Here is a 26016-nt window from a genome sequence, read left to right on the forward strand (position 1 = left end):
CCCCATGCCGTCCCAGCGCACGGGCGTGGCCTGAGTTTGCCCAGGTGGAGAAGCGCGCCCTGCAGGATTCGAACCTGCGACCGTCGGATTAGAAGTTATCGCCCAGACCCTGCTGACCTGACTCCCGCGGCGGTCAGTCGCAGCCGCAGCTGCAGCCGTCGCAGCAACAGCCGTCCTCGCCCGGGCAGCAGGAGCAGCAGTTGCCGCAGCAGTCGTAGCCGGAGCAGTCGAAGCGCTCGCAGAAGGAGCCCTCGCGGTCCTCGTCCCAGGCGGGCCGGTACAGGCCGCACGTGCAGCAGGTCAGTGCGGCGCACGCCAGCGACAGCAGCCCGCCGGGATCCCGCTTCGGCGGCCGTTGTCCCGGCGGCGCGCCGGGATCGCCGGGCGCGTGTCCGGGCGTGTGGCCGGTGCCGTGGGTTGCGGCGGTGGCGAAGGCTCGGGAGACGGCACTGCTGGTCTCCCGCACCAGCAGGGCTCGCGTCAGGCCAGGTCGGGGCAGGTCCAGCTCGTCCACGGCGGCGCGCAGCTCGGCGTGCGCGGCGTCGCAGTGGCGGCGCGCCTCGTCCAGGCCGGTGCCGGTGGCGGCCAGCGGGTTGTACGCCCCGGACGCCCGGTCGTCGGCCAGGTCCTCCACCGCGTCGATCAGGTGTGCCAGCTTCCCGAATCCGCGACCGGCCGCCTCCAGGGCCTCCCGGTTGTGCGGCTTCCCCGCGAGCACTGCGGTGTGCGCGAACGCGGCGGCTACGGCGTCCTCGGTGGGCCCTGTCAACTCTCGTAACCCGGGCGCCGCGCTGCTCCTCGGGGACGCCTGGGCGTGGGCGCGTTCCAGGAGGGTCTGGCGGTCGGCCGCCGCCGTCAGCGGGGTGGGGTCGAACCCCAGCGTGCCGGCCATGGCCGTGCCGGCCGAGGACCAGCGGCCCGCCAGGCGGGTGGCGCCGGCGGCCACCGGGCGGCGGGCGTACACGCCGTCCCCGTCCGCTACGTGGTCGCTCACCTTGCCGGCCGCCAGGAGCAGCGACACCGAGGCCGCCAGCCGTACCCCCTCGGACTCCACTACGTCGGCGCCCTTGAAACCGCGTAGCGCACACGGGCCCGCCCTCCGGCGCGACGCGGACGTGGGCGACTGGGCCTCGGTGAGGACGGACACGAGCAGGCCGTCGTAGTTGGTCACCAGGCGCGACAGATGTCCGTGCTCGTCGCGGAGCGCCAGGCAGAGCCCGCACAGGTGACCCATCCAGTCCGCGTAGAGCCCCTTGCACAGGACGTGCCGACACGGGCGGACAATGCCGAACATACGTCCCCTTATGTGCGCATTAAAGAGCCAACCGTAGCACCAGGCCGTCGGTAGATACCGCGGCGGCGAACGGATCCGCAGGAAGGAGAAGGTGCCCTCACCGACCGGCCTGGAGCACTGCGCCTGCCGACCTGAAAGGACCAAAATCGTTTGGACAACGGGTACCCACATGGCCATCGTTTGCCGTGATCGGATCCGGCTCGGTGCGCGGCCGCGCCGCTTGTCTGACCACCACCCGCGGGCAACTGCGGAAGCCGTTAGAAGCTCAGAACGGATGGCCAGCGGCAAGTCGTTACGTCTGGGCCCGCACCTGACCAGCTTGGGGTCATCCACCGGAGCAGATACACCCTCTGCCGACGTGGTGCAGGCCCGGCGAGGGCGCTGAGCTCGTCGTCGCGATGCGGCCCGACGGCGCCGCGTCCTTCCGGTTCACCGACTTCGACCGCATCTCGGGGGAACTGGACGAGTACGGATGCACGCCGAACGTCTACCTGTACCCCATGACGACCCACTAACGATCCCCCCCACCGCCACGACCGGCCCTGGCGGCGCGGGACCTACACGGCTGGTACAAATGGGGCATGAGCGAATCCGTCGGGTATCCCCCGCGGCCGAATGTGCCGGCGGCCCGGCGTGTCTACAGTCGGACGTACCGTGTGTGGACCCGGGTGCTCCTGTGGACGCCGATCGCGCTCACGGTGGCCGGCGTTGTCCTCGGCCTGGGGCTGTTCGCGGCCGCTGACGCCGACCCGACGCACAGTTCGTCCGCGCTCGGCTATCTCGGCCTCGTTGTGTGGGGCGCCCTCGCGGTCCTGTCACCGGTCCTGCTCGGGTCGTTCATCGCCGGGCTGGTCATGCTGAACCGCACGCGCAGTTGAGGTCGCGGCGGGACGCGGCCCGACCCAGAGTGCCGCTGCGCAGGCGGCCAGGCGGAGAAGCGGCGCCGGGGCGGAAGGCGGGTGGACCGGATCGATGCCTACACCAGCGTGCCGCGGCCACCTGACGGGGTTCGTCGAATCAGGCGCCTTGGCAGGCGTGCTCCGGTACGCGCCTCGATGACCGCCATGACGGCTGTCGCTTGCGCCGGCCAACGAGTGCGGCAGGGTCGGCGCCGTGCGCGTGCGGATCCAGTTCCGGGATCATGGCAAGCCGCCACCTGTTGGCCGCGTACTCCAGAAATCTCCCACCTGTGAGGTTCCACGACACGTGCCGCACCTGCCCGTCCTGGCTGAGCCATGCCAGGACGGGCACCCGCGCGGCGTAACCGAAACCGCCGGGGATCGGTATGCCGTCCAGATAGTCGTTGCCCGTGCTACGGCGAGGACGTCGTGTTACGTTGAAGCGCCTCGTCGAGCTGCGGGCTCGGTGGGGTGGGGATAAGCGGGTCGGCTGGGCCGGGCCCGGCGGTCTCCACACGTTCGGCGCGGAGATCGTTGTGCCTTTCTTCTCGCTCGATGGCGCAGTGCTGTCGCCCTTATGGCACGAGTACGGAACCTGGCCAGACTCATCCTGTGCCGCTCGAATATTGAGTATGGCGTTCATCTTCGGCGTCTGCGGCATGGTGGCGATGATCCGAAACCCTTCGGCCGCGAACACCTCTCTGAACGCGGAGGAGAAGAGCGGATCGCGATCGTGGATCAAGAATCGCAGCTCGGCGATGCGCTCCCCCAGGTCCATCACCGGGTTGCGGGCCTGCTGGACCGTCCACGCCCCGGTCAGACGCGCGGTTACCCCACCCAGATGCAGCCGCCGAGAGCCGTACTCGATGAAGACCAGCGCATACAGCCGTTTGAGCAATACCGTCTCGACCACCAGGAAGTCGCACGCGATGATCGCGTGTACCTGAGCGGCCAGAAACTGCCGCCAGGTCGGCCCAGCCCGGCGAGGCGCCGGATCGACACCGGCGCCTCGCCAGATCTCCCACACCGTGGAGGCCGCGATCTGATAGCCCGGCCGGGCCAACTCGCTCTAAATCCGCCTATGCCTCCGGGCCGGGTTCTCCCGAGCCATCCGCACCATGAGTGCCTTGACCGGCCGGCGGGTGCCGGGCGCCGTCTGTCAAGGTCCACTTGTGTTCGGGTACGACCTCGCTCGGGAGATGACGTCATACGCGGACACGTGTAGGCGAGGACTAGACATAGGGGGATTCCGGATGAAGGCGATTGTGGTGACGGACAAGGCCGCGGGAACGGCCGGGATGACGCTGGTGGAACGGCCCGAGCCGCAGCCAGCGCTGAACGACGTCGTCGTTCAGGTTCACGCGTCGGGATTCGTCCCGACCGAGATGGCATGGCCCTCGACCTGGACCGATCGCCTCGACCGTGACCGAACACCGTCGATCCCCGGGCACGAGCTGGCCGGAGTGGTCACCACTCTCGGCTACGGCACCACGGGCAGATCGGTGGGACAGCGCGTATTCGGCCTCACCGACTGGACCCGCGACGGCACCCTGGCGGAATACGTGGCCGTCGAGGCACGCAACCTCGCACCACTGCCCGGCGACGTCGACTTCACGGTGGGCGCGAGCCTGCCCATCTCGGGACTGACCGCGTGGCAGGGACTGTTCGAGCACAGCCGCCTCCAGGCAGGGCAAAGCGTCCTCGTGCACGGCGCGGCCGGCGCAGTCGGGTCGATGGTGACGCAACTCGCACGAGAGGCCGGCGCCTACGTCATCGGCACCGGACGCGCCACCGACCGTCAAAAAGCGCTCGACTTCGGCGCCCAGGAGTTCATCGACCTTGACAACGACGCGCTGGAAGACGTCGGCGAAGTCGATCTGGTTTTCGATGTCATCGGCGGCGACATCGGAAGGCGATCCGCAGGCCTGATCCGAGTCGGAGGAACACTGGTGTCCGTCGTCGGGCCACCCGAGGCGCGGCCCGCCGACGGCCTGGCCATCGACTTCGTCGTCGAGTCCGATCGCGCCCAACTGAGTGAGATCGTCCAGCGGGTACGGGACGGACGACTGCGGACGAACATCGGCAACGTCGCGACCCTCGACGATGCCGTCGCCGCCCTCAACCCGACCCAGCGACGCACGGGGAAGACGGTCATCCGCGTTCGTCCGTGAGGACTCGAGGACGCGATCATCGCGTAGTCTTGGCTGGTTCGCCGTCGCCAGTGGGCGGAGCTGTTCCCGATCACCCCAGCGACGATCCTGCGTCGGCATCGCAGCCTCGTGGCGCGTAAATGGACCTTCACCGACAGGCGACGCCCGGGACGGCCCTGCACCCGCCGGTCGGTCAAGACACTGATCGTTCGGATGGCGCGGGAAAACCCGACCTGGGGGCACCGGAGAATCCAAGGCGAGTCGGCCCGCCTGGGTACCCGATCGCCGCCTCCACGGTGTGGGAGATCCTGCACGCCGCCGGTATCGATCCCGCACCCCGCCGGGCCGGGCCGACCTGGCGGCAGTTCCTGACCGCTCAAGCCCACGCGATCATCGCATGCGACTTCCTCGTGGTCGAGACCATACATGTGCTGGTCTTCATCGAGCACGGCACCCGACGCCTGCACCTGGCAGGAGTTACCCCGCACCCGACCGGAGCATGGACGGTGCAGCAGGCCCGCAACCTCGCCATGGACCCGGGTGACCGCATCGCCGAACTGCGGTTCTTGATCCACAACCGGGATCCGCTCTTCACCTCCGCCTTCAGAGGGGCCTTCGAAACCGAAGGGCTGCCGATCATCACCACGCTGCCGCGGACGCCGAGGATGAACGCCATCTGCGAGCCCGCGACGTAACCGACCTCAACGACCTACGATCCACCCGCCGAAAACCCGTCGTCGCGGGCATGATCAGTGAATACCACCACGCCGCTTAACCGCAGCTCAGACCACGTAACTCACCGATGTGCGTACTTTGCACTTACGCGGCTGCTTCTGGTCGCACATGATGGACTTGGATTCATCGATGGCTAGATCTCCTGTCACGATAAGGAAGGCATCATGCCCCCTTCCATCGTCGGGCACGACGGCCCCCTCACCGACCGCCGCTTCCCGCTCGGTGACACGCCGACCACCTTCGGCCGCAGGCAAGACTGCAGCGTGGTGCTCTCCAGCGAACGAGCTTCGCGCCGCCACGCCGAGATACGCCACGAGGCAGGGCGTTACATCCTGCACGACCTGGGAAGCCGAAACGGAACGCTGGTCAACGGCAGGCGCGTTACCTCACAGGTGCTCCATCCGGGCGACCTGATCACGATCGGCGACGAGCAGTTCCGCTTCCTGCCCTCCGACGACGTCGCCACGGTCTACGGCGCATCCCCGCTGCCGCAGGCGAGGCGACCCGCCCCATCGGTCGATCCGGGGCCGGTACTCCGGGTGACCGTCTCCGGCGGTGGGCCCGTCGGGCTGAGCTTCGCGCTCCTCCTGGAGCACCTCATGGGATCACGGGTCGTCGTCACTGTTTACGACGGCCGCTGGACCCAGGACGGTGCTCAGGTCGCGTGGAAGGGGCAAGATCAGGGAAATGTACGGCGCCAGCAGGTCGTCACGGTTCAGAGCCGCCAGTACCTGAACCTCCCCGACCCGGTGCAGGCTCGGCTGTTCAAGCCCGGGGCGTACTCCGAGATGTGGCCGCCCGGCCCCGACTCCATCCGAGGACAAGCCCCGCGCAACCTCCGCATCGCCTACATCGAGGACACGCTCCTGGAGATGGCCGGCGAGAAGCCCGACCGCATCCGGCTCGTCCCCACCCGCTTCGATCCCGACGAGCATGGCGACAGCGCGAAGCAGGATCATGTGCTCGCCATCTGCGAGGGTGGGCGTTCGCGCACGCGGGAGCATTTCACCGGCAAGTTCGGCACCGCCGACAGCTCGATCTACTCCCTGAACGGCAAGCACCTGCAGGATGTCGTGCTGGGCTTACGCGTCAAGTCCGACCTGCCTGACGCCATGTCGGTCCTGCTGACCGTGGCCCAGAACCGCTACCTGCTCAACGCCCTGGGCGGCGAGGGTTTCCTCAACATGCGACTCACCGACGAGGAGGCCGAGGAGGTCATCGGCATCGATCCCGTCCGTCGCGTGTTCGAGGAGTGTGTCGCCGCCAACCCGTGCATGATGGGCCGCACCGACGACGGCGACTTCCACTGCTCCACTCACGGCACCTTGTTCCTGCCCGCCCTGATCAAAGGGTCCGCCCTGTGGCGGCGGGTGCAGGAAGGGCTGGCGATGTTCGGCGTGGCCGAGTACAACCTCAGCGCCGTCACCGCCTTCCGGCTCGACATGGTGCAGCGGCCGCGCTTCACCGCGCGCCTGCACGCCCCTACGTCCGCCACTCCGGGCACCTACGGCTTCCTGCTCGGCGACGCCGCCAACGCCATCCACTTCTGGCCGGGTCGCGGGCTCAACAGCGGGCTGGCCTCGGCCATCTCTCTGGCCCGGTCGCTCAACCAGGCCTGGCGCGGGCGGGCCTTCCGCGACGCGGACTTCATCCGCCACGAGGCAGCCATGGCGATGCTCCAGTACCGGCACAAGAGCCGCGCCTGGCAGGCGATGGTCACTACCGACGAGGATGGCGTCACCCGTGCCATCAAGGACAACATCGCCAGAGGCAGCGCCGACGCGCAGGCCGCTCCGAGTTCCGACGCGCAGGTCGCCGCGGACATCGACACACTGATGAACCGGCTCGGGATCGTCCGGGGCCGTCTGTCACAGCGCGTCTCCGGCCTGCCCGACGACGCCGCCCTGCGTGCCCACCTCGGCCGGCTGTCGGCTGAGACTCTGCGCATCCTGGTCATCAGCGACGCGTGGGACACAGTGGTCATGGGCGGTGAAGAGGTCGATATCGACATCTTCTACCGCGAGGAGCCCGCGTCCGTTTCGGGTGGAGAACCCGTGTGGGCTCCACGACTCGCCAGCGAGCGCGAACAGCACACCAGGCTGATCTCCAGGTCGGCAAGCCGATCGTCACGGCCAACGGCACAGGCCCCCCGGTAGACATCGCCGCAGGTCAGCTCACTGCTTCTCTCCAGGGCTCCGCCTCCGTCCGGAGCTGGATAGGCTCCAAGCCATGGCCTCGATTGACGTGACCCGGTGAGCGCCACCCGTCTGCTGGTCATCGGAGCCGATGCAGCAGGGATGAGCGCGGCGCACCAGGCGATCCGGGCGGCCGGGACCAAGCTGGCTGTGACCGCGCTGGAGGCGACCGGCGATACGTCGTACTCCGCCTGTGGCATCCCCTACTGGGTCGCCGGAGACGTGTCCAGTGGCAACGCCCTGGTGGCCCGCACCGCTGAGGAGCACCGGGCAGCCGGGATCGACCTGCGGCTCGGCGCCACCGCGACCGGGATCGACCGACAGGCCCGCACGGTCACCTACCAGGATGCCGACGGTGAGCAGGTGTTGGGCTACGACGAGCTGGTGATCGCGACCGGTGCGTCGGCCGTGGTGCCGGGCTGGGCCGTCCACCCCAGCACAGGGCAACGGTATGCCGGCGTCGCGCCGGTCAAAACGCTCACCGACGGCGCTGTCTGGTTGGACCTGCTCGTGAGGCTGCCCAAGGGCAGTGGCCGGGTGGTTGTCGCCGGCGGCGGCTACATCGGCGTCGAGATGGCCGAGGCCGCCAGGAGACGTGGCTACGAGGTCACCGTGATCACCCGGACTCGGGTGATGAGTTCCTTGGACCCGGACCTGTCCGCTCGCATCGAGAAGGGGATGCGCGAGGCGGGGGTCCGGGTCGTGGTCGGCTCACCGGTCGTGCGGCTGGACGTGGCGGACGGACGAGTGCGTGGCGTGTACACCGCAGAAGGCGAGCGCTATCCGGCGGACCTGGTCGTGCTGGCGCTGGGGGTCACGCCGAACACCGGGTTCCTTGACCTCGACACGTTGCCGAGCGGCCCGAATGGCGGTCTGCGACCCGAGCCGGACGGGAGCCTGGCCGACGGGATCTGGGCCGCCGGTGATTGCTGCGAGACCCGGCATCGGCTCACCGGCACGTGGACCTACATGCCGCTCGGCACCCATGCCAACAAACAGGGCCGGATCGTCGGCACCAACCTCGTCACACCAGGCGCGCTGCGGTTCGGCGGCGTGCTGGGCACTGCGATCACCCGATTCGCTGAGGGCACGACCTACTTGGAGATCGCCCGCACCGGTCTGAATGAGCGTGAGGCAGCCGCCGCCGGCATCGAGGTGACGTCCCTGGTCACCGAAGGCAGCACGGCCAGCGGCTACATGAGCGAGGCCGAGCCGGTCGCGGTGAAGCTGCTGGCAGCGCCGTCGGATCATCGGCTGATGGGCGCGCAGATCGTTGGCGGGCGTGGGGCGGGCAAACGTATCGACACCGTTGCCACCGCGTTGTGGCACGGCGCGACCGTCGATGACTTAGCCTGGTCAGACTTGTCCTACGCGCCGCCGTTCGCCACCGCGTGGGACATCGTACAGGTCGCGGCCCGGCGACTGGCCGACCAACTGTAAGCCACTGGAGTGCGGGCTCTAGCCGCCAGCCAGGTCGGGAGTGTTCGCGAGCAAGAACCCTCACCAGTTGGTGAAGGCGCCGTCACGGGTGCGCAGGTGGGGGCGTTCAGCGGCGATGGCCTGATATTTCCGGGCTTCGGCCCGGTCGATGTCGACGCCGAGGCCGGGCAGGTCGGGGATCTCGAAGCGACCTCCTCGGACCACCGGCCGGGCGGTGAACACGTCCGGCAGCTCGGGCAGGGCTTGGTGCTCCTGCACTCCGATGTACGGTGAAGCCAGGTTCAGGTGCAACGACGAGGCCGCCGTCACCGGGCCGAGCGGGTTGTGGGTGGCCAGCTTGACGTAGTGCGCCTCGCACATGGCGGCGATCTTCCTGGCCTCGGTGAGCCCGGCCGCCACGGCGATGTCCACCCTGGCGTAGTCGATGAGGTCCTGCTCGATGAGCCGCTGGAACTCCCATTTCGACCCGAACTGCTCGCCCGCCGCCAGCGGCACCGCCGTGCGGGATCTCAACGACCGGTACACCTCCAGGCTCTCGCACCGCAGCGGGTCCTCCACGAAGTACGGCTTGGCCGCCTCGATCTCTCGGCACAACGTCACGGCCTCGGGCAGGTCGAGCCGCGTGTGCACGTCGAGGATCAGCTCCACGTCGTCCCCCACGGCCTGCCGTACGGCATGGAACAGGTCGATGCCCCACCGCATCGAGGCCCGCTGGTCCAGGGTGCCGTCCTCGTCATGGGGCACGGCGAAGCGAAGGTGCCGCCAGCCTTCCGCGACGAGCGCCCGCGCCCGGTCCAGGAACGCCTCGAGGTCGTAGTACTCGTCGCCCAGGTGGGCGTAGGCGGGGACGTGGTCACGAGTCCGCCCCCCGAACAGGTCGTAGACCGGCACCCCAAGCGTCTTGCCCCGGATGTCCCACAGCGCCACGTCGATGGCGGCTATGGCGGACGACAGGATGCGATCGGCCGGGAAGAAGCCCCGGCGGAACATCACCTGCCACAAGTGTTCGATCCTGGTGGGATCCTCACCCAGCAGCAGCTCGCCCAAATGCTCGATCGCCCCCGAGACCGCCTTCTGCCGCGAGCGGATGCCCACCTCGCCGATGCCGTGCACGCCCTCGTCGGTGTCGACGACGACCAGCATCATGCTGTCGCCGTGCTCGGGCAGCGTGAGCACTTCCCAACCAGTGATCTTCACAGATGAACTCCTATGAGAACGTTACCGGGATTCTCAGAAATCCAATCATGCATCCTTCTTGCGGCGATGGCCAGAGCGGATTTAACAGGTTGGTGACCGCAAGGAAACGCTCTTGACGCTTCCGGGAACGTTTGCAACCATCCTCCGTACCGGTACGAGGAGGACAGCGTGGCAGTGACGATCAGGCAGGTGGCGCAGGCGGCCGGGGTGTCGGTCTCGACGGTCTCTCGCGCGTTCACCGCCCCCGATCAGGTACAGCCCCAGACCTTGCAGCGCATCCGGGACACGGCCGCGAAACTGGGGTACGCGCCCAACCCGGCGGCCCGCTCACTGCGTGGCGGGAAGACCGAGTCTCTCGGGCTGATCATCCCCGACATCGCCAACCCGTTCTTCCCGCCGATCTTCAAGGCGATGCAGGCCCGGGCCCGCAGGCTCGGCTACACCGTGCTGGCCGCCGACACCGACGAGCGGGAGTCCGACGAGCTGGAGACCATTGCCGCGGTCTCCAAGCGGGTCGACGGCATGATCCTGTGGGCCTCCACCCTCTCGGAGGACAGGCTGGGCGAGCTGGCGGAGACCATGCCGGTGGTCCTGGTGAACCGGCACGTACCCGGCATCCCGGAGATCCGGATCTCCCTGACCGCCGGCATCTCCCAGGCGGCCGAGCACCTGAAGGCCTACGGCCACACCAGGTGCGTCTTCATCAACGGCTCGCGGCCCGAGCACAGCCGCGGCAAGTCGATAAGGGAGGCGTTCGAGGCGCACGACCTGTCCCTCGTCGAGCTCGGCCCCTACGAGCCGCGCTTCGAGACCGGCCTGCACGCCGCCACCTTGGTCACCTCCGCCGACGCCACCGCGGTGCTCGCCCACAACGACCTGGTCGCGCTCGGAGTGCTGCACCAGCTCGCCAAGCTGGGCGTCGACGTGCCGCGCGACGTCAGCGTGATCGGCATAGACGACACGCTGCTCGCCGAAACCGCCACCCCGTCGCTGACCACCATCCGCATCTCGGCCGAGGAGCTCGCCACCCGGGCCACCGACCTCCTGCTCGACACCATCGGCGGGCGGGGCGGCGGGCGCGTCGTGGAGATCGGCTCCCGGCTCATACCCAGATCCTCGACCGGTCCCGTCCACAGCTGACCGAAGACCTCGCGGTACCGTCCGCCACTCACCGAAACCGACAACCGCGGTGGTACGGCATGCCGTACCACCGCCCCGCCCTGCCGTCTTTAACACCCTTTTTAATGCTATGACCTGAACGCGGGAGTTCAGATGAAGAAGATCACCGCCTCCCTCGGCGTGGCCGTCCTGGCCACGGCCGTCGCCGCATGCGGATCGTCCTCCGGTGCCGGGCAGGAGTCCGGCACCATCACCCTCAGGGTCCAGGGCATGCCGCCGGCGACCGACAAGCCGAGCCTGGCCGCGTTCGAGAAGATGGTCGCCGACTTCGAGAAGCAAAATCCCGGCATCGCCGTTGAAGGCTCCTCGGCCGCTTACGACCCGCTGACGTTCTCCGCCAAACTGGCCGGCGGCAAGGTCGAGGATGTGATCAAGGTGCCGCTCACCGAGCCGCAGGGGCTCATCGCCCGCAAGCAGGTCAAGCCGCTGGCCGCGGAGCTGGCCAAGTGGCCGCACTACAAGGAGTTCAACCCGCAGGTCCTGCGGCCGCTGAGCGACTCTGCCGGTGAGGTGTACGGCGTGCCCCAATCGCCCTTCGCGATGGGACTCGTCTACAACCGGGAGCTGTTCACGAAGGCGGGCCTCGATCCCGACAAGCCGCCGACGACCTGGGACGAGGTTCGGGCCCAGGCCAAGCGGATCGCCGAGAAGACCGGCAAGGCCGGGTTCGTGCACGAGTCCAAGAACAACCAGGGCGGCTGGCAGCTCACGAAGCTGACCTACACCTTCGGCGGCGAGATGGAGAAGCCCGCCGGCGACACGTGGGTGGCGGCCTTCAACGCCGACCCGACCAAGCGGGCGCTGGCTCTGCTCAAGGAGATGCGCTGGACCGACGACTCCATGGGTGACAACCAGCTCAACGACCAGAACGACGTGATCAAGCGGTACGCCGCCGGCGAGATCGGGATGTACCTGGGCACGCCTGGCACGTACCGGCTGGCCAAGATGACCTACGGCATGCCGAACATCGACGCGTTCGGCATCGGGCCGCTCCCGCAGGCGGGCGGGAACGCCACGCTGACCGGCGGTGATGTCTACATGGTGCCCAAGTCGGCCTCCGCCGAGAAGACGGCCGCGGCCGTCAAGTGGCTGCTGTTCGCCTACGCCCAGCCGCAGTACGACACCGGCGCCGCCGCCGAACGGGCCAAGGCGCTGGCGGCCGACCCGAACGCCGCCGTGGGCGTGCCGACGCTGCCGATGTTCGACGAAGCCCAGCAGGCCAAGATCGACGAAGCCGTCAAGCCGTACGTGAACGTCAAGCTCGAGCACTTCCGGCCGTGGATCGAGGGCACCCCCAAGCTCCAGCTCCGCGCCGAACCCCCGGTGCAGGCCCAGGCCGTCTACGCCGTGCTCGACAGCGTGGTGCAGGCCGTACTGACCGACCGGGACGCCGACGTCGACGTCCTCCTCACCAAGGCCGAAACCGACGTGAACGCCAAGCTCGCCGCGAGCCGGCAGTGACGCTCGCCCCACGCCTCGCTCGCCGCGAACCGGCGGTGACGGTCGCCCCACGCGCCGGCAGGCGGGGCAACTCCGTCATGGCGTTCCTCTTCCTCGTCCCGGCCTTCGTCGCCTTCGGCGTGTTCTCCTACTGGCCGATGATCCGCGGGCTGCTGATCTCCTTCCAGGAGACGAACCTGGTCGACCCGGCCACGTGGGTGGGGCTGGACAACTTCACCGCGCTCGTCCGGGACCCGCTGCTCTACACGGCGATCGCGAACACCCTGCTGTTCGTCGGGCTGGGACTGCTCATCGGGTTCCCGGCGCCGCTGATCCTGGCCACCGTCATGTCGACGGTGCGAAAGGGCGCCGGGGTCTACCGCTTCCTCGTCTATCTCCCGGTGGTGATCCCACCGGTGGTGGCGATCCTGCTGTGGAAGTGGTTCTACGATCCCGGGCACGGCCTGTTCAACGAGTTGCTGGGCCTGATCGGCGTGGGCCCCTTCCCCTGGCTGGAGTCGCCCAGGACCGCGATGCTCAGCCTGGTCATCCAGTCGACCTGGGCCTGGATGGGCAGCACGGTCCTCATCTACCTCGCCGCCATGGTGACCATCCCCTCGGAGCTCTACGAGGCGGCGCAGATGGACGGCGCGTCGATCGGGCGCAGGCTGTGGCACATAACCCTGCCCCAGCTCCGCCCCACCATCGGCCTGCTGCTCCTCCTCCAGCTGGTCAGCACCACGCAGGTGTTCACCGAGCCCTTCGTCTTCACCGACGGCGGACCGGAGAACAGCACGCTCACGATCCTCCTGCTGATCTTCAGGTACGCCTTCCGGGACGGCGCCTACGGCCAGGCCGCCGCGCTCGCCTTCCTCCTGGCGATCTTCCTGGGCCTGATGTCGGCGATCTACCTGCAGGCCACCCGCGCCTGGAGCTCCTCATGAGCCTGATCTCCCCCGTCGAGGAGCGCCGCCCGGCGGTCAGGGCGGCCGTGCGCGCGGTCCAGTGGCTCATCCTCGCGCTCCTCCTGGTGATCGGCATCGGCCCGCTCTACATGACCGTCAAGGGCGCGGTCTCCCCCGCCACCGACCTGATCGCCAAGCCGCTCGAACTCTGGCCGGGCGATCCCCGGCCGGAGAACTTCGGCACCGCCTGGAACGATCTGGGCATCGGCCACTACCTGCTCAACACGCTCCAGGTCGTCGGCGGCTCATGGGCCGTCCAGCTCATCGTGGCGATCACCGCCGGCTACTCCCTGTCGGTACTGAAGCCCAGGCTCGGCAGGCTGATCTACGGCGCGATCCTGGCCACGATGTTCGTCCCCTACACGGTCTCGATGACCAGCCTCTTCCTGACCATCATCGACCTGGGCCTCGTCGACTCCTACTGGTCGATCTGGCTGCCCGCGGGGGCCAGCGCCTTCAACGTCCTGCTGGCCAAGCGCTTCTTCGACGCGCTGCCGCCGGAGCTCTTCTCCGCCGCCAAGGTGGACGGCGCCAACTCCTGGCAGCTCCTGACCAGGATCGTGCTGCCGATGAGCCGCCCGATCCTGGCCGTCATCAGCCTGATCGCGATCATGCACAGCTGGAAGGACTTCATCTGGCCGCTCGTGGCCATCACCGACCCGGACAAGCAGCCCGTCAGTGTGGCCCTGGCCACGCTGGCCGACCAGGCGCCGCAGGACGTGCTGATCGCCAGCATGGCGATGGCGCTGGCCCCGCCGGTCCTGCTGTTCCTGGTCTTCCAGAAGTACGTCGTCGCCGGGCTCGGTTTCACCGGTGTCAAAGGCTAATCACGAAAGGCAGACCCCCGTGCCTGAAGTCTCCCGTCGTACCCTCCTCCAGGCCGCCGCGCTGACCGGCCCACTGATCGGCGCGGCCTCCGCGCTCACCGCCGCCCCCGCCCGGGCGGACGGCCTGTCGATCTCGGCCGACGGCATCGCTCTTGTCGCCGAGGCCGACGGCTCGATCGTGGTCCGCGACGGTTCGGGAACCGATCGTCTCAGGATCGGCCACTTCATGATCAAGGACAGCGTGCTCGGGCAGCAGCGTACGTTCGGCGGCACGCCGAGCCTGACCACCGTGGACGGGCAGCCCGCCCTCCAGGTCGTCTACAAGATGTCGGCGAGCGCCTCGGCGGTGACCGTGCGCGGCACGTTCACCGTGGCCGCCCGCCGGGCGGGCCTGAAGTGGGAGGTGAGCGGCAGCGCCACGCTGACTCCCGCCGGCTACATGTTCTCCCGCACCCTGATCGGCAACACGGCGCCCGAGAAGTACGTGCCCGCCACCGCCTGGACCAAGGACGCGCGTGGCGGCGTGCCGTACGAGGTCAACGCCGGCTCGCTCTATCAGGAAACGTGGGCGGACACCCGAGCCTACTTCCGGCTGTGGAGCTCAAGGCCTGCCTTCACCAACGCCAGCTGGATGCACGCACCCGCGGGCGAGGATGGGGCGACCCAGGTCGAGCTGGTCCTCGGCGACATGCGGCCGGGCGCGGCCAACGCCGTGGCGACCGCCGCGCCGCTCGGCGTGGACGTGTGGAGCGACCAGCCTTTTGGCCTCCACGAGCCGGGCGCGGCCCTGGCCGTGAACGCCCAGGTGGTCAACGGCGGCGCCGCGCCCAAGCCGGTGAGCCTCACCTGGTGGGCGCGCGACTTCAACGGCGCCGTGCTCGGCGGCGGCCGCCTCGACAGGACCGTGGAGCCCAGCGGCGCCTGGACCGAGGCGCTCACCGTGCCGGCGCCCTCGCAGGGCATCGTGTTCGTCGAGGTCAAGGCCGCCTCGGGCGGCGAGGAGGCGTTCGCGCGCACCAACCTGGCCACGATGAAGCCGCACGCCTACCAGAGCGAGGGCATCTTCGGCATCTCCAACTACACCTGGCTGCTCGTCCCGGACAAGGAGCAGGTCGGCCGGTTGATGCAGAAGATCGGCGTCAAGTGGGTGCGCATCGCCTACGACGGCGCGCCGGGCATCCCGCCCGCCGAACTCGACGCGCTGGGCATCGGGCACAACGTCCAGCTCGGTGGGGTGATCTACAACGGCACGGCGGAGCAGGTCGCCGCCTGGGCGGACGACCGCGCCAGGATCGCCCGCGAGTCCGGCGCGACCTACTTCGAGGTGGCCAACGAGCTGAACCAGCCCTGGATGTCGGGGCAGAAGGCGGCCGAATACGTGCGCGACGGTCTGAAGCCGATCCACGACCGGCTCAAGGACTCCGGCATCAAGCTGATGAACTGCGGCCTCGGCGGCATGGACTACCGGTGGACGGCCAACTTCCACGCGGCCGGCGGCTGGGACCTGATCGACGCGTTCGCCTTCCACCCGGGCCGCGGCAACTTCACCGCCGACTACGCCCCGCCGCCGGAGGATTGGGAGCAGGGCTCCAACGGCTCCTACTGGAACTTCCTCGGCTCGTTGCGCAAGGCCAGGCAGACGTTGGACGAGTACGGCGGGGACAAGGAGCTGTGGCTGACCGAGGCGTACGCCTGCACCCGGCCCAACGCCTGGTGGAACGACACGATCCGCCAGGCCGCGGAGAACACGCTCCTGCAACTCGCCCTCTGCCTGTCGGAAGGGGTGGACGGGGTCAACTGGTACCAGCCGCACGACAGCACCATCCATCACCCGCAGGAGGCGGACCCGAACAACGCCGAATACCACCACGGGCTGCTGAACCGCGACACGAGCATCAAACCCACCCTGCTCGCCTTCGCCACGGCCACGCGCCACCTGGAGGGCGCGACCTTCAAGCGCTGGCTCACCTTCGCCGACCCGGATCTGAAGGGCCTGCTGTTCGACACGCCGCGGGGCAAGCTGGCCGTCCTCTGGAGCCGCAAGGACGGCTACATCCTCAACCGGGACCATGGTGAGGACCAGTGGTATCCGCATCCCGAGGCCTGGGAGGACCACTGGCCGACCAAGACCTGCCTGTCGCTGAAGACCTCCGGGCAGACGGTCCGGGAGATCGACTGCATCGGGCAGGAACGCACCATCACCGCCACCGGTCGCCGCGTGCGGGTCACCCTGGACGGCGCACCGCGCCTCTACTACGGGCTGGAGCTATGAGATCGGAAACCCTTTCCCGCGACGTGACCGTGGTCGGCGGCGGCCTGGCGGGCGTCAACGCCGCCGTCGCCGCGGCCCGGCTGGGCCGTACGGTCGCCCTCGTCACCAACCGGCCCGTGCTCGGCGGCAACTCCAGCAGCGAGGTACGGGTCTGGGTGGTCGGGGCGACCGGCCACGGCAAGAACCACAACGCCCGCGAGGGCGGCATCATGGGCGAGCTCTTCCTGGAGAACCAGTACCGGAACCCACACGGCAATCCGTACTTCTGGGACACGACCGTCCTCGACCTGGTGCGGCAGGAGCCGAACATCGCGCTCTTCCTCAACACCGACGTACGGGAGGTGTCGTGCTCGGCGGGGCGGATCGACTCCGTGACCGGCTGGATGATGGGCTCGGAACGGCTGATCACCTTCGAGTCGCCGATCTTCCTGGACTGCACCGGGGACGGGCTGGTCGGCCACCTGGCCGGCGCCCGCCACCGGATCGGCCGTGAGGGGCGCGCGGAGCACGGCGAGCCGTGGGCGCCCGAGGTGCCCGACGACATCACGCTCGGCAGCACGCTGCTCTTCTACACCAAGGACGCGGGCGAGCCGGTCCGTTACGTCCCGCCGGGCTTCGCCAAGGACATCACCGAAACCTCGATCCCCGAGCGGCGGATCATCAGGGCGGGCGACAACGGCTGCGCCTACTGGTGGATCGAGTTCGGCGGCGAGCTGGACACCGTGCACGACAACGACCGCATCCGGGACGAGCTGTGGTCGGTCATCTACGGCATCTGGGACTACATCAAGAACTCGGGGAAGTTCGACGCCGAGACCATGACCCTGGAGTGGGTGGGCGCGCTGCCCGGCAAGCGGGAGTACCGCCGCTTCCTCGGCGACCATGTGCTCACCCAGCATGACGTGCTGGGCCAGACGCCCTTCGAGGACCGGATCGCCTTCGGCGGATGGTCGATCGACCTGCACCCGCCGCAGGGCATGTACGCGAAGGAGGACGGCGCGAGGCAGCGCTACGCCGACGGGATCTACCACATCCCGTACCGGTCCATCTATTCGCAGAACGTGCCCAACCTGCTCATGGCGGGGCGGAACATCTCGGCGTCGCACGTGGCGTTCGGTTCGACCAGGGTCATGGCCACCTGCGCCACCATCGGCCAGGCGGCCGGCACGGCGGCCGCATTGTGCGTCGCCGACGGCGTCTCCCCCCGGGAACTGGACGTGCGCGCTCTGCAGACGACCCTCCTGCGGGAGGACGGCTCGATCATCGGCCTGCCGTACGAGGACCCCGCGGATCTCGCTCGCGCGGCCACCGCCGCCGCGTCGAGCACGTTGTCCCGGCTGGAGGTGGAGACCTCGGCCGAGACCTGGCCGCTGGAGGCGGACGCCGGCCTGATCCTGCCCGTCGACCCGGCCCTGGACTCGGTGGAGCTCATGCTCGACGCGGCGGCCGGGGCCGAGCTGATCGTGGACCTCTACGATCCGATGCTGGGCCAGAACTACGTGCCGCGGGACCTGATCGCCTCGCACACCGTTTCGGTGGAACCGGGGAAGAACCAGTGGGTCCGCGTGGATCTGTCGTTCCGGCCTGCTCGGGCGCAGAACGCGTTCCTCCTGATCCACGCGAACCCCGACCTCGCCCTCCACGTCGCCGACCGGCCCACCCCCGGCGTGCTCTGCCTGACCCGGGTTCCGCTGCGCCCCCAGGACGAGGCACCCCAACTGCTGCGGGAGTGGTCCGACTCGGGCCTGCTACGCCGTACGTTCTGCCATCGGACCGGCCCGACCGATGCCTTCGCGCCGTCCAAGGCGCTCGACGGCTTCCAACGCCCGCACGCGGGGCCCCACATGTGGGTGTCGGACCGGCTGCCCGCCACCCTTGAACTGTCCTGGCCCTCGCCGGTGACGATCGGCCGCGTCGACGTGCTGGCCGACGACGACGTGAACGAGGACCTGATCAACCTGCACCACCATCGCACGCCGTTCGAGGTCATGCCCACGCTGGTCCGCGACTACCGGTTGGAGGTGCGGCAGGGCGGCGGCTGGCGAACGGTGTCCGAGGTGCGCGACAACCGGCGGCGCCGCAACGTCCACGACCTCGAGCCGGTCACCACCGACGCGCTGAGGATCGTGGTGGACGCCGGCAACGGGACCCCGTACGCCCATGTCGTGGCGGTTCGCGCGTATTCGCCGGTATGAGTAGACCCATGAAGCGTGTCCTGGTCACCGGCGCTGCCGGCCGTATCGGCCGGGCCGTCCTCGACCTGCTCGGGCAGCAGGGGATCACGGCCAACGCCCTCGTGCTGGAAGATCCGGGAGATCTGAAGGCCGAGCTGGTCGTCGCGGGATCCGCGACGGACTCGCACGCCGTACGGAAGGCCCTCAAGGGGGCGGACGCCGTGATCCATCTCGCGGCGATCCCCACCCCCGAACGGCATCCGGCCGAGGAGGTCTTCGCCACCAACACCCAGGCCACCTTCACCGTGCTGGAACAGGCGGGCCGGGCCGGGATCAGGCAGGTGTGCACGGCCAGCAGCACGGCGATCTCGGGCCTTCCTTTCGCCGCGCGCACCCTCCACCCGCGATACGCCCCGGTGGACGAGGAGCAGCTGTCCCTTTCCGAGGATCCCTACGCGCTGTCCAAGCAGGTCGACGAGCTGACCGCCCAGATGATGGCGCGACGCCACCGCATGTCGGTGACCGCCCTGCGCCTGCCGTACGTCGGCGGCTTCGACGAGCGCCTCCTCGACTTCGCAGGGAGGTGCGAACTGGACCCCGGCCTGCACGCGGCCGGCCTGTGGGCCTACCTCGAAACCCGGGACGCGGCCCGGGCGTGCCTGCTCGGCCTCGCCCTCGGCGGCTGCCACGTCATCACCGTGGCGGCCCCGGAAACCCTCGTTTCCCACCCCACCGAGGACCTGCTCCGCCGTTTCCATCCCACGACCGAGATCCGCCGTCCGCTGCCGGGCCGCACGGTCCCCCTGAACCTGGCCAGGGCGACCGGCGTTCTGGGCTTCAGCGCGGAATTTCACGTGTGACGGTGACCTGTGCGCAGGTGGCCGGGATCGGGTGGGCGCGGGGTGCGTAACTGGCCCAGTCCCTCGTCAGCAAGGAGTGGGCCATCGTTGTGCTCTTCCGGGCCGGCAGGGCGCGGGCGCAGGCGTCTTCGCGGGCGCGTCGGAGGTCAAGGTCCCACAACCTGACCGTTCCGTCGACACCGGTGCTGGAGATCAGGACCATGTCCGAGGCTCTGTCGATCCGACTACTGACGTGAGCGCGTGGGGAAGCTGGCCCCTGAGCCGCAATCGCGCCATATGGCCGCTGGGAGTTTCCCAGGCAGGCCATTCGGTCATTGGCGAGTAGATCATCGGCTCTTAACTGGCGGCAGCGTTTCGTAGTAGCCGGTAGAAAACTGGAGGAATCGAGGCCGGGGCAGATGCGCTTCCCCTCATGACGTGGAGACCGAACCAGGAGAGCCGCTTCCGCACCCGAGCCGAGGCCCGCCTGAAGATTGCAACCTGGATCGCGGACTTCTACAACACCACCTGGCGGCACAGCGCCAACTACGGCTTGGCAGCCCATCACATTCGAACGTCACATGATCGAGAAGAGAACAGCCTCATCGGCCCTGCTGAGGACCGCTGTGACAAAGAACTGTCTCCACGTTTCCAGGGGATTGACACAGAGCCTCAAGCTGCACGATCGCGCCCGCTTGGCCTATTGACACGGCCTTCGGCGCTACCCCACTGTGAACGCAGATGACAGGAGAGCACCCATGTCACGTGAACTTCCGGGGACCTCGAACATGCCGCCTCCTCCCCGCCGACTCCAGCCGAGTGACAGCGTGGCGAGCGAGTACGCGCGGTCTGCCGGAGATGACGACAGGTCGGGCGCGTTCCGCCGCGCCCTCGGTTCTGGCCGTACCCGCGAAACCATCCGCGCGCTGGTCGAGGCGGACGGGCAACTGCCCATCGCCGAGTTGCAGGTCCAGGCCGGGCTGCCGTTCCTGCAGTTCACGTCGGTTCTGGCCGAGCTGACCGAAGAAGGGCTGCTGAAGGTGGACGGTCCTCCCGGGCACGAGACCGTGTCCCTGTACGACAAGGCCTGAGCCTTGGTGATCTCGTTCGTGGTGGCTGGGCTCATCGGGGCGCTGGTCGCGTTGGCCGAGTTGGTGTCCCGTTACCGGGACGATCCGTGGCGCGCGCTCGTCTCGCTTCCCGCCGGACTGTACGTGGTGGTCAACCTGGCGGGATCCGTCAGCGGCCTTTGGATGATCAAGCAGTTCGGCTTGACATTCGGCGCCGCAGGGGCCGGTTTGGAGTTGACGCAGGTCCTGGTTGCGGGGTTCGGCTCGAGTACGTTGTTCCGCAGTTCGCTGTTCAACGTCACGGTGGGCAACCAGGTCGTCGGGGTCGGGCCGAGTGCCGTGCTCACAGTCCTCCTGTCAGCCGCCGATCGAGCGGTGGATCGAGGCCAGGCGAAGATCCGCTCGGAGCAGGTCCGCAGGATCATGGACAAGTATCCGTTCGAGCGGGGCGCGGACGCGCTGTTCCAGTACAGCGCCGCGACGCTGCAGAATTTCACGCCCACCGAGACCAAGGCGATCGAAGACAGGATCTCCTCCCTGCGATCGGGCCGCGAATCCACGCTGCCGGACCAGGTGAAGTCCTATCTGCTGGGCCTCGCGCTTCAGACGCTGGTCGGCGAGAAGACGCTGCGCGAGCTGGTGGAATCGCTGCGGCCCATCATCGAGCAACCTCCCCCTGCCGAACAGGTGCTGCTGGACACCCTGGAGGCAGTCGGCAGGTCCGAGCTGCGTTCCCTGCAGGCGCGGTCCGGCCTGCCACTCTACGAGTTCTCCCGCGTGCTGGACGCCCTCGCCTCGGCGGGCCGGGTGTCCATTGACGGCGATCCAGGCAAAGAGACGGTGAGTCCGGCGAACGCCACGGCGTGACGCTCAGCCGAGAAGATCGAGAGTCTGGCGTATCCGGTTAGACCAGTACGCGGCCTGTTGCGGGGCCCAGCGCCGGACGTTGCCCTCCAGCTTCCGCACGACTTCGTGGACGCTGTCGCCATCCCCACACACCTGCAGGCACCCCGCCAAAGCGATGTGCGCTTCGAACCACCTGTCGCGGTACCTCTGCCCGGCCTCTCGCGCCGCGAGCTGTCCGAAGCTGTCGATGGCCGTCCGGAACCCGCGTACGGCGGTTCTGTTCCGGTGTGCATGCAGCGAAAAGACCCCGAGGAGCAACCCCATCTCACCCACAAGCGCTCCGGTCTCCTCACCAGGATGCATACGGCTCAGCCATAGCGCACTGCCCAGGAGCGGTTCGAGGATCCGGGACGCCTCATACGTCCTGCCCGCCTGCCCCAGAGGCCTGGTCTGCTCCATCCTCGTTGTGAGGTCGGCGAGCAGCAGGCCGAGGTCGCCTGGTGCGGCAGTGCGCAGCGCGCCGAGGTCGGCGATCTGGTCGTCCAACAGGCGCAGCATCCGAGTGGCGTCGAGAGGCTCGGCAGCGCCGCCGTCACGCGCGGGCACCCATCTCTGCCAGCGCCGAACCATCTCAGGATGGCGCTGGAACGAGCGCATCGGTGCGTCGTCGTCCGGCAGGTCGGCTCCGAACGCGCGTGCCTGGCGGAAGACGTCGATCGCCGCGTCGAGCCACCCCAGCATGTGCAGCGCCGACGCACGCGCGTAGGCCAGGCGGAAAGCTTCGAACCGCAGGTCAGACCGGCCTTCGGCGAGGAGGCCGGCGTACAGGTCGAGCACCTTCGCGGACTCGTCGCTGAATTCCTCCAGCCGTCCTGTCTCCAACAGGAGGTTGGCCAGCCGATGGCGGGAGCCTGCCAGCGCGGCGGGAGGGTGGTGTCCCATTTCCACCAGCGCCTCGGTCTCCGCGGCAGCATCCGCCAGCGCTCCGAGAGCCTCCTCCAGGTGGCCTGCCTCGGTGAGCACCGAACTCATCGTTTCCAGGGTCAGCGTCCGGATGTCTTTGCTCCTCGGCTGCTCGCCCGCCTCCCTGAGCAGGGCGAGGGCGGTGGCACACGCGTCGTAGGCAGCCTGCAGATCTCCGGCGCGGCGGTGCACGACGCCACGCTCCCGGTGGATCAATGCCTCTAGGCCGATGAGATGCGGGGTTCTGCGAGACCCGAGCTCCGCCAAGTCCCGCGCGCCCTGATCGAGCACGTCAAGCGCGCCAGGCAGACCGGCCTCCTCCAATGCGATGGCCAGCCCGATCCGGGCACGAACGAGCTGGGTGCCCCATTCGCCCATGCCCTCCAGATCGGCCAGCCGCTGCCACAGGTCGACCGCGGAGCGGATCAGCTCCAACGCCTGCTCGGCCCCGTGCAGGTTCAGCGTGAGTGTGGACTCGAATTCCAGACACTCGCTCAGCTCGTCGGCGAGGTTGCCGCGGCCGTCCCGTTGGACCACGTCCTGGTAGAGCAGCCGCCCTTGCCGGTACGACCGGAGCGACTCCTGTGGCATACCAAGGTGTTCATAGGCGTATCCGGCCACGACACAGGCCGAGGCGAGATCGGCCGAGAGGTCGTAGCGACCGAACTTCTCGACGAGCGGGCTGAGGATCTCCACGGCCTGCCTGGCGTGTTGGAGCTTGTCCTCCATTCGGAAGGCGAGCTTGGCACGGTTCCTCAACATGAGCGCCCGCAGCACCTGAGGCTCATCGGAGCCGGTCTCCTGTCGCGCGTCGTCGAGCTGGTCCAGCAAGCGGTCCACTTCGGCCCAGAGCGACGCGGCCTCTTCCGGTGCGTCCGCGCGGTCACGTAGGACGGCCATGAGGGCGAGCACTCGCGCCTGCCCGCCGGGATCCTCTGCGGCGCGGAGTTCGTTTCGTGCGTTCCTCAAGGAGTCGATCACGGCCGACTCCGTCCCGCCATCGACGATCATTGCGTTGGCCTGGGCCAAAAGCACCGAACCTCGGAGGCCGGCCGCCTCCCGAGGGTCCTCTATGTGCGCCGTATCCCTGATCGCCTCGTCGCCCGCGGCGATGGCATCCTCGTGCCTGCCCTGCTCGCGGAGTACGGTTGCCATCGTGTGGAGTGTCACGGCTCGCATGGCATGATGCCGGGCCGTGCCGCTGTCCGCCAGGAGGGTGGCGGCGGCTTCGAGATCCCGGATGGCCTTGTCGCCGTCGCCGAGCACCCGCTGTATCTGCGCCTGATTCCACCGGATCCTGGCCAGGCCCTCGATCTGGTCCTCACTGGTGGGGGCGGTGCTCAGCACGTCGAACGCCTGCTGGAAGCCGTACAGGTCGGCCAGCGTGTGCGCGGTGAAACCACCTCCCCTGCGTGGCCAGTACTGGACCGCCTCCGCCGGGTCGCGGCCCGCTCTCTCGTAGGCGAAATTCAGATACCCCCGCGGATCGTCCCATTCGGTGCCCACACCCAACTTGCGGCTGCGGGGCGCCGACGAGGACAGGACGGTGAGGCGCTCGGGCGGGGTCAGATGCGGGGCATCCGGGAACAGCGCTTCAGCGGCCTCCAACAGCGAGCGTGGGCGATCAGCCGGATCGAGAGCGAAGCATGAACGGAGCATGCAGGTGATATGAGCAGGGACCGGGATCCGGCACTCATGCTGTCCACGCTCAACGGCGTCGAGGATGTACGGCGCAACCGTGCCCGACGGCCAACGCCGCTCGCCGACGTACATCTCCAGCACGGTGACCGCCCAGCTCCACAGGTCAGCGCCGCGACCAGCCGTACGACCTTCGGCTTGCTCCGGGGAGGCGTAGGCAGAGGTGCGGCCGCTCGGCACCGCGGCGAGAGTGTCCTTGTTCGCCGTCAGCGCCGACCACACGAGGTGTTTGCCCACCTCGCCCATGTCTGCGGCGAGGTAGTCGACCACGGCTTCGAGCCGGGCGGTCGTTTCGGGCGCCACCTCGCTCCTGGCGGCCAGGCCGAAGTCCGCAAGTTTGGCCGTCCCGTCCGCGTCGAACAGGACGTTCGCCGGTTTCACGTCCAGGTGCAGCATGCCCAGGGCGTGGACGGCGTCCAGGCCCCACGCAGTCTGCAGGGCGATCGCTGGAATCTCCGCCGCCCTAAGATCGCCCGTGGCGACGCGGTCGGCCAGAGAGCCGCCGGGCGCGTACTCGCTGAAGACCGCCACCTCGTCGCCAATGGTCCGGACGAAGCGGCAGGCGGTGATGTGCGGGTGCCCCGGCAGGCTGACCCAGCGCTGCGCCTCGGCGAGCAAGCGGCCCTGCTCGGCCGGATCCGCGCTGGTCAGCCGTTTGACCGCGTACCGCTCACCGGAACGGCGGCCGTGGACCAGCGCCACCCGGCCGAACCCGCCTCTGCCCAGCTCGCGTTCGACAACGAAGTCACCTGCGACGACGGCTCCCGGGGCCCAGTCAGCCATGCCAGGCTCGCAGCAACCCGGTCCGCAGCTCGTCCACCACGGCGTGCGGCACACCGCCGCTGTCGTCGAGGGCATGATCGAGAACGCGGGCGAGGCCAACAGGTATGTCTGCGCGGCGGTCCGCCACGGGGACGGGCCTCGTCGCGCAGACCGTCAGCCACGGGTCCTTGCCGGGGAGGAAGTCCCGTGAGGTCCTGCCAGTGAGCGCGTAGTAGAGCGTTGCCGCCATGGCCCAGACATCGACACCCGGCTTGGCGTACTTGTAGTTGAGCACCTGCTCCCTGGGCATAAAGGCCGGCGTGCCCATGGTCGTACCGGTACGGGTCAACCCGCTCCAACCGGCGACCTCGAATGCCTTGGCCAGGCCAAAATCGGCGATCTTCGCGGTGCCGTCCGCGGTCAGGAGGATGTTCTGCGGCTTGATGTCCCGGTGGACGAACCCCATGTCGTGTGCGTACTCGAGCCCGTCGAGCAGCGCCAGGAACATCGGAACCGCCTTGTCCGCCGCCAGCGGCCCATCCTTGGCCAGCACCTCAGCGAGGCTCCCTCGCTCGCACAGCTCCATGGCGATGAACTGGGCACCCGCCGAGTCTCCCACCGCAAGGGTGCGGACGATCTGGGGATGTCGCAGGGCCACGCTCGCGGCCATCTCGCGGCGGAAGAGCGCTGCGGCCGTCGGCTGCGCCTCGGCGAGCTCCGGGCGCATCAGTTTGATCACACCCGTCACCCCGCTGTCCCGGCGCGTGGCGGCGTAGACAACTCCCATTCCGCCGCGCCCGAGTTCCGCCCCGATGGACCATTCTCTCAGCTCATCCGCCGGAGTCCCAACGTCCATAATCCCGATAGTAAAGGGGGACCACTCATCCCGGCAGGACAATAAACTTTTGCGCTTTGACTCCCAGTCCGCTGACCCGGGCTCCTCGATTGCCGAGGTAGGTAGTACGCGCTCCAAATGGCCCACCTCCCAGGAGGTTTCTGGCGATCATGCTGCCTATTGCGGTGCCTGCTGTGGTGGCCGACCATCAACATTGCCAGCGGGGCACGCTGCTC

The 26016-nt window shown here is 68.6% G+C and carries 19 protein-coding genes; 14 read left to right on the top strand and 5 right to left on the bottom strand.

Annotation, left to right across the window (positions count from 1 at the left end):
- Positions 1-133: 133 nt before the first annotated feature.
- Entirely contained in the window at positions 134-1294 is a 1161-nt protein-coding gene (locus ACIHFD_RS58525; protein WP_397374315.1) for a DUF5685 family protein, read from the bottom strand.
- 581 nt (positions 1295-1875) lie between these two features.
- Between ACIHFD_RS58525 and ACIHFD_RS58530 the strand changes: the two genes are divergently transcribed.
- Positions 1876-2172 carry a hypothetical protein gene (locus tag ACIHFD_RS58530; RefSeq protein ID WP_397374316.1) on the top strand — a complete coding sequence of 99 codons (297 nt, stop codon included), beginning with the start codon at positions 1876-1878 and terminating at the stop codon, positions 2170-2172.
- A gap of 139 nt (positions 2173-2311) precedes the next feature.
- On the opposite strand, the gene ACIHFD_RS58535 is transcribed toward ACIHFD_RS58530, so the two are convergent.
- The gene (locus ACIHFD_RS58535) at positions 2312-3256 is read right to left on the bottom strand and encodes a hypothetical protein (RefSeq protein ID WP_397374317.1); all 945 of its coding nucleotides are present in this window, start codon (positions 3254-3256) and stop codon (positions 2312-2314) included.
- 190 nt (positions 3257-3446) lie between these two features.
- Between ACIHFD_RS58535 and ACIHFD_RS58540 the strand changes: the two genes are divergently transcribed.
- The 4 genes from ACIHFD_RS58540 (at position 3447) to ACIHFD_RS58555 (ending at position 8713) form a co-directional block, all read left to right on the top strand.
- Positions 3447-4364 (top strand): NADP-dependent oxidoreductase, encoded by a 918-nt coding sequence (locus tag ACIHFD_RS58540; RefSeq protein ID WP_397374318.1) that lies wholly within the window; start codon positions 3447-3449, stop codon positions 4362-4364.
- A gap of 275 nt (positions 4365-4639) precedes the next feature.
- Complete coding sequence (locus tag ACIHFD_RS58545) at positions 4640-5038, top strand: hypothetical protein (RefSeq protein WP_397374319.1); 399 nt, start codon at positions 4640-4642, stop codon at positions 5036-5038.
- 204 nt (positions 5039-5242) lie between these two features.
- Positions 5243-7234, top strand: coding sequence for an FHA domain-containing protein (locus ACIHFD_RS58550; protein WP_397374320.1), 1992 nt, complete (start codon positions 5243-5245; stop codon positions 7232-7234).
- Positions 7235-7330: 96 nt separating this feature from the next.
- Positions 7331-8713 (top strand): FAD-dependent oxidoreductase, encoded by a 1383-nt coding sequence (locus ACIHFD_RS58555; protein ID WP_397374321.1) that lies wholly within the window; start codon positions 7331-7333, stop codon positions 8711-8713.
- A 60-nt stretch (positions 8714-8773) separates the two neighbouring features.
- Here ACIHFD_RS58555 and ACIHFD_RS58560 read toward each other — a convergent pair whose 3' ends face one another.
- A complete protein-coding gene (locus ACIHFD_RS58560; protein WP_397374322.1) occupies positions 8774-9910 on the bottom strand; it encodes a mandelate racemase/muconate lactonizing enzyme family protein in 1137 nt (378 codons plus the stop codon).
- Positions 9911-10078: 168 nt separating this feature from the next.
- Between ACIHFD_RS58560 and ACIHFD_RS58565 the strand changes: the two genes are divergently transcribed.
- The 9 genes from ACIHFD_RS58565 (at position 10079) to ACIHFD_RS58605 (ending at position 21543) form a co-directional block, all read left to right on the top strand.
- Positions 10079-11050 (top strand): LacI family DNA-binding transcriptional regulator, encoded by a 972-nt coding sequence (locus ACIHFD_RS58565; protein WP_350727282.1) that lies wholly within the window; start codon positions 10079-10081, stop codon positions 11048-11050.
- A 132-nt stretch (positions 11051-11182) separates the two neighbouring features.
- Positions 11183-12550 (top strand): ABC transporter substrate-binding protein, encoded by a 1368-nt coding sequence (locus ACIHFD_RS58570; protein WP_397374323.1) that lies wholly within the window; start codon positions 11183-11185, stop codon positions 12548-12550.
- Positions 12547-13473 (top strand): carbohydrate ABC transporter permease, encoded by a 927-nt coding sequence (locus ACIHFD_RS58575; protein ID WP_397374324.1) that lies wholly within the window; start codon positions 12547-12549, stop codon positions 13471-13473. Before ACIHFD_RS58570 ends, ACIHFD_RS58575 begins: the two co-directional genes overlap by 4 nt.
- Entirely contained in the window at positions 13470-14321 is an 852-nt protein-coding gene (locus ACIHFD_RS58580; protein ID WP_397374325.1) for a carbohydrate ABC transporter permease, read from the top strand. The genes ACIHFD_RS58575 and ACIHFD_RS58580 overlap by 4 nt, the downstream gene beginning before the upstream one ends.
- A gap of 19 nt (positions 14322-14340) precedes the next feature.
- Positions 14341-16593: a hypothetical protein gene (locus ACIHFD_RS58585; protein ID WP_397374326.1), complete on the top strand. Its 2253-nt coding sequence runs from the start codon at positions 14341-14343 to the stop codon at positions 16591-16593.
- Positions 16590-18788: an FAD-dependent oxidoreductase gene (locus ACIHFD_RS58590; protein WP_397374327.1), complete on the top strand. Its 2199-nt coding sequence runs from the start codon at positions 16590-16592 to the stop codon at positions 18786-18788. The genes ACIHFD_RS58585 and ACIHFD_RS58590 overlap by 4 nt, the downstream gene beginning before the upstream one ends.
- A gap of 8 nt (positions 18789-18796) precedes the next feature.
- The gene (locus tag ACIHFD_RS58595) at positions 18797-19627 is read left to right on the top strand and encodes an NAD-dependent epimerase/dehydratase family protein (protein ID WP_397374328.1); all 831 of its coding nucleotides are present in this window, start codon (positions 18797-18799) and stop codon (positions 19625-19627) included.
- Positions 19628-20364: 737 nt separating this feature from the next.
- Positions 20365-20697, top strand: coding sequence for a hypothetical protein (locus tag ACIHFD_RS58600; RefSeq protein ID WP_397374329.1), 333 nt, complete (start codon positions 20365-20367; stop codon positions 20695-20697).
- Between the two features lie 3 nt (positions 20698-20700).
- Positions 20701-21543 (top strand): hypothetical protein, encoded by an 843-nt coding sequence (locus tag ACIHFD_RS58605; RefSeq protein ID WP_397374330.1) that lies wholly within the window; start codon positions 20701-20703, stop codon positions 21541-21543.
- 3 nt (positions 21544-21546) lie between these two features.
- On the opposite strand, the gene ACIHFD_RS58610 is transcribed toward ACIHFD_RS58605, so the two are convergent.
- Together ACIHFD_RS58610 and ACIHFD_RS58615 are read right to left on the bottom strand one after the other, a co-directional pair.
- Entirely contained in the window at positions 21547-25041 is a 3495-nt protein-coding gene (locus ACIHFD_RS58610; protein ID WP_397374368.1) for a protein kinase, read from the bottom strand.
- Entirely contained in the window at positions 24959-25801 is an 843-nt protein-coding gene (locus ACIHFD_RS58615) for a serine/threonine-protein kinase (RefSeq protein WP_397374331.1), read from the bottom strand. Before ACIHFD_RS58615 ends, ACIHFD_RS58610 begins: the two co-directional genes overlap by 83 nt.
- Between the last annotated feature and the right edge of the window lie 215 nt (positions 25802-26016).

Source organism: Nonomuraea sp. NPDC051941 (assembly GCF_044593615.1).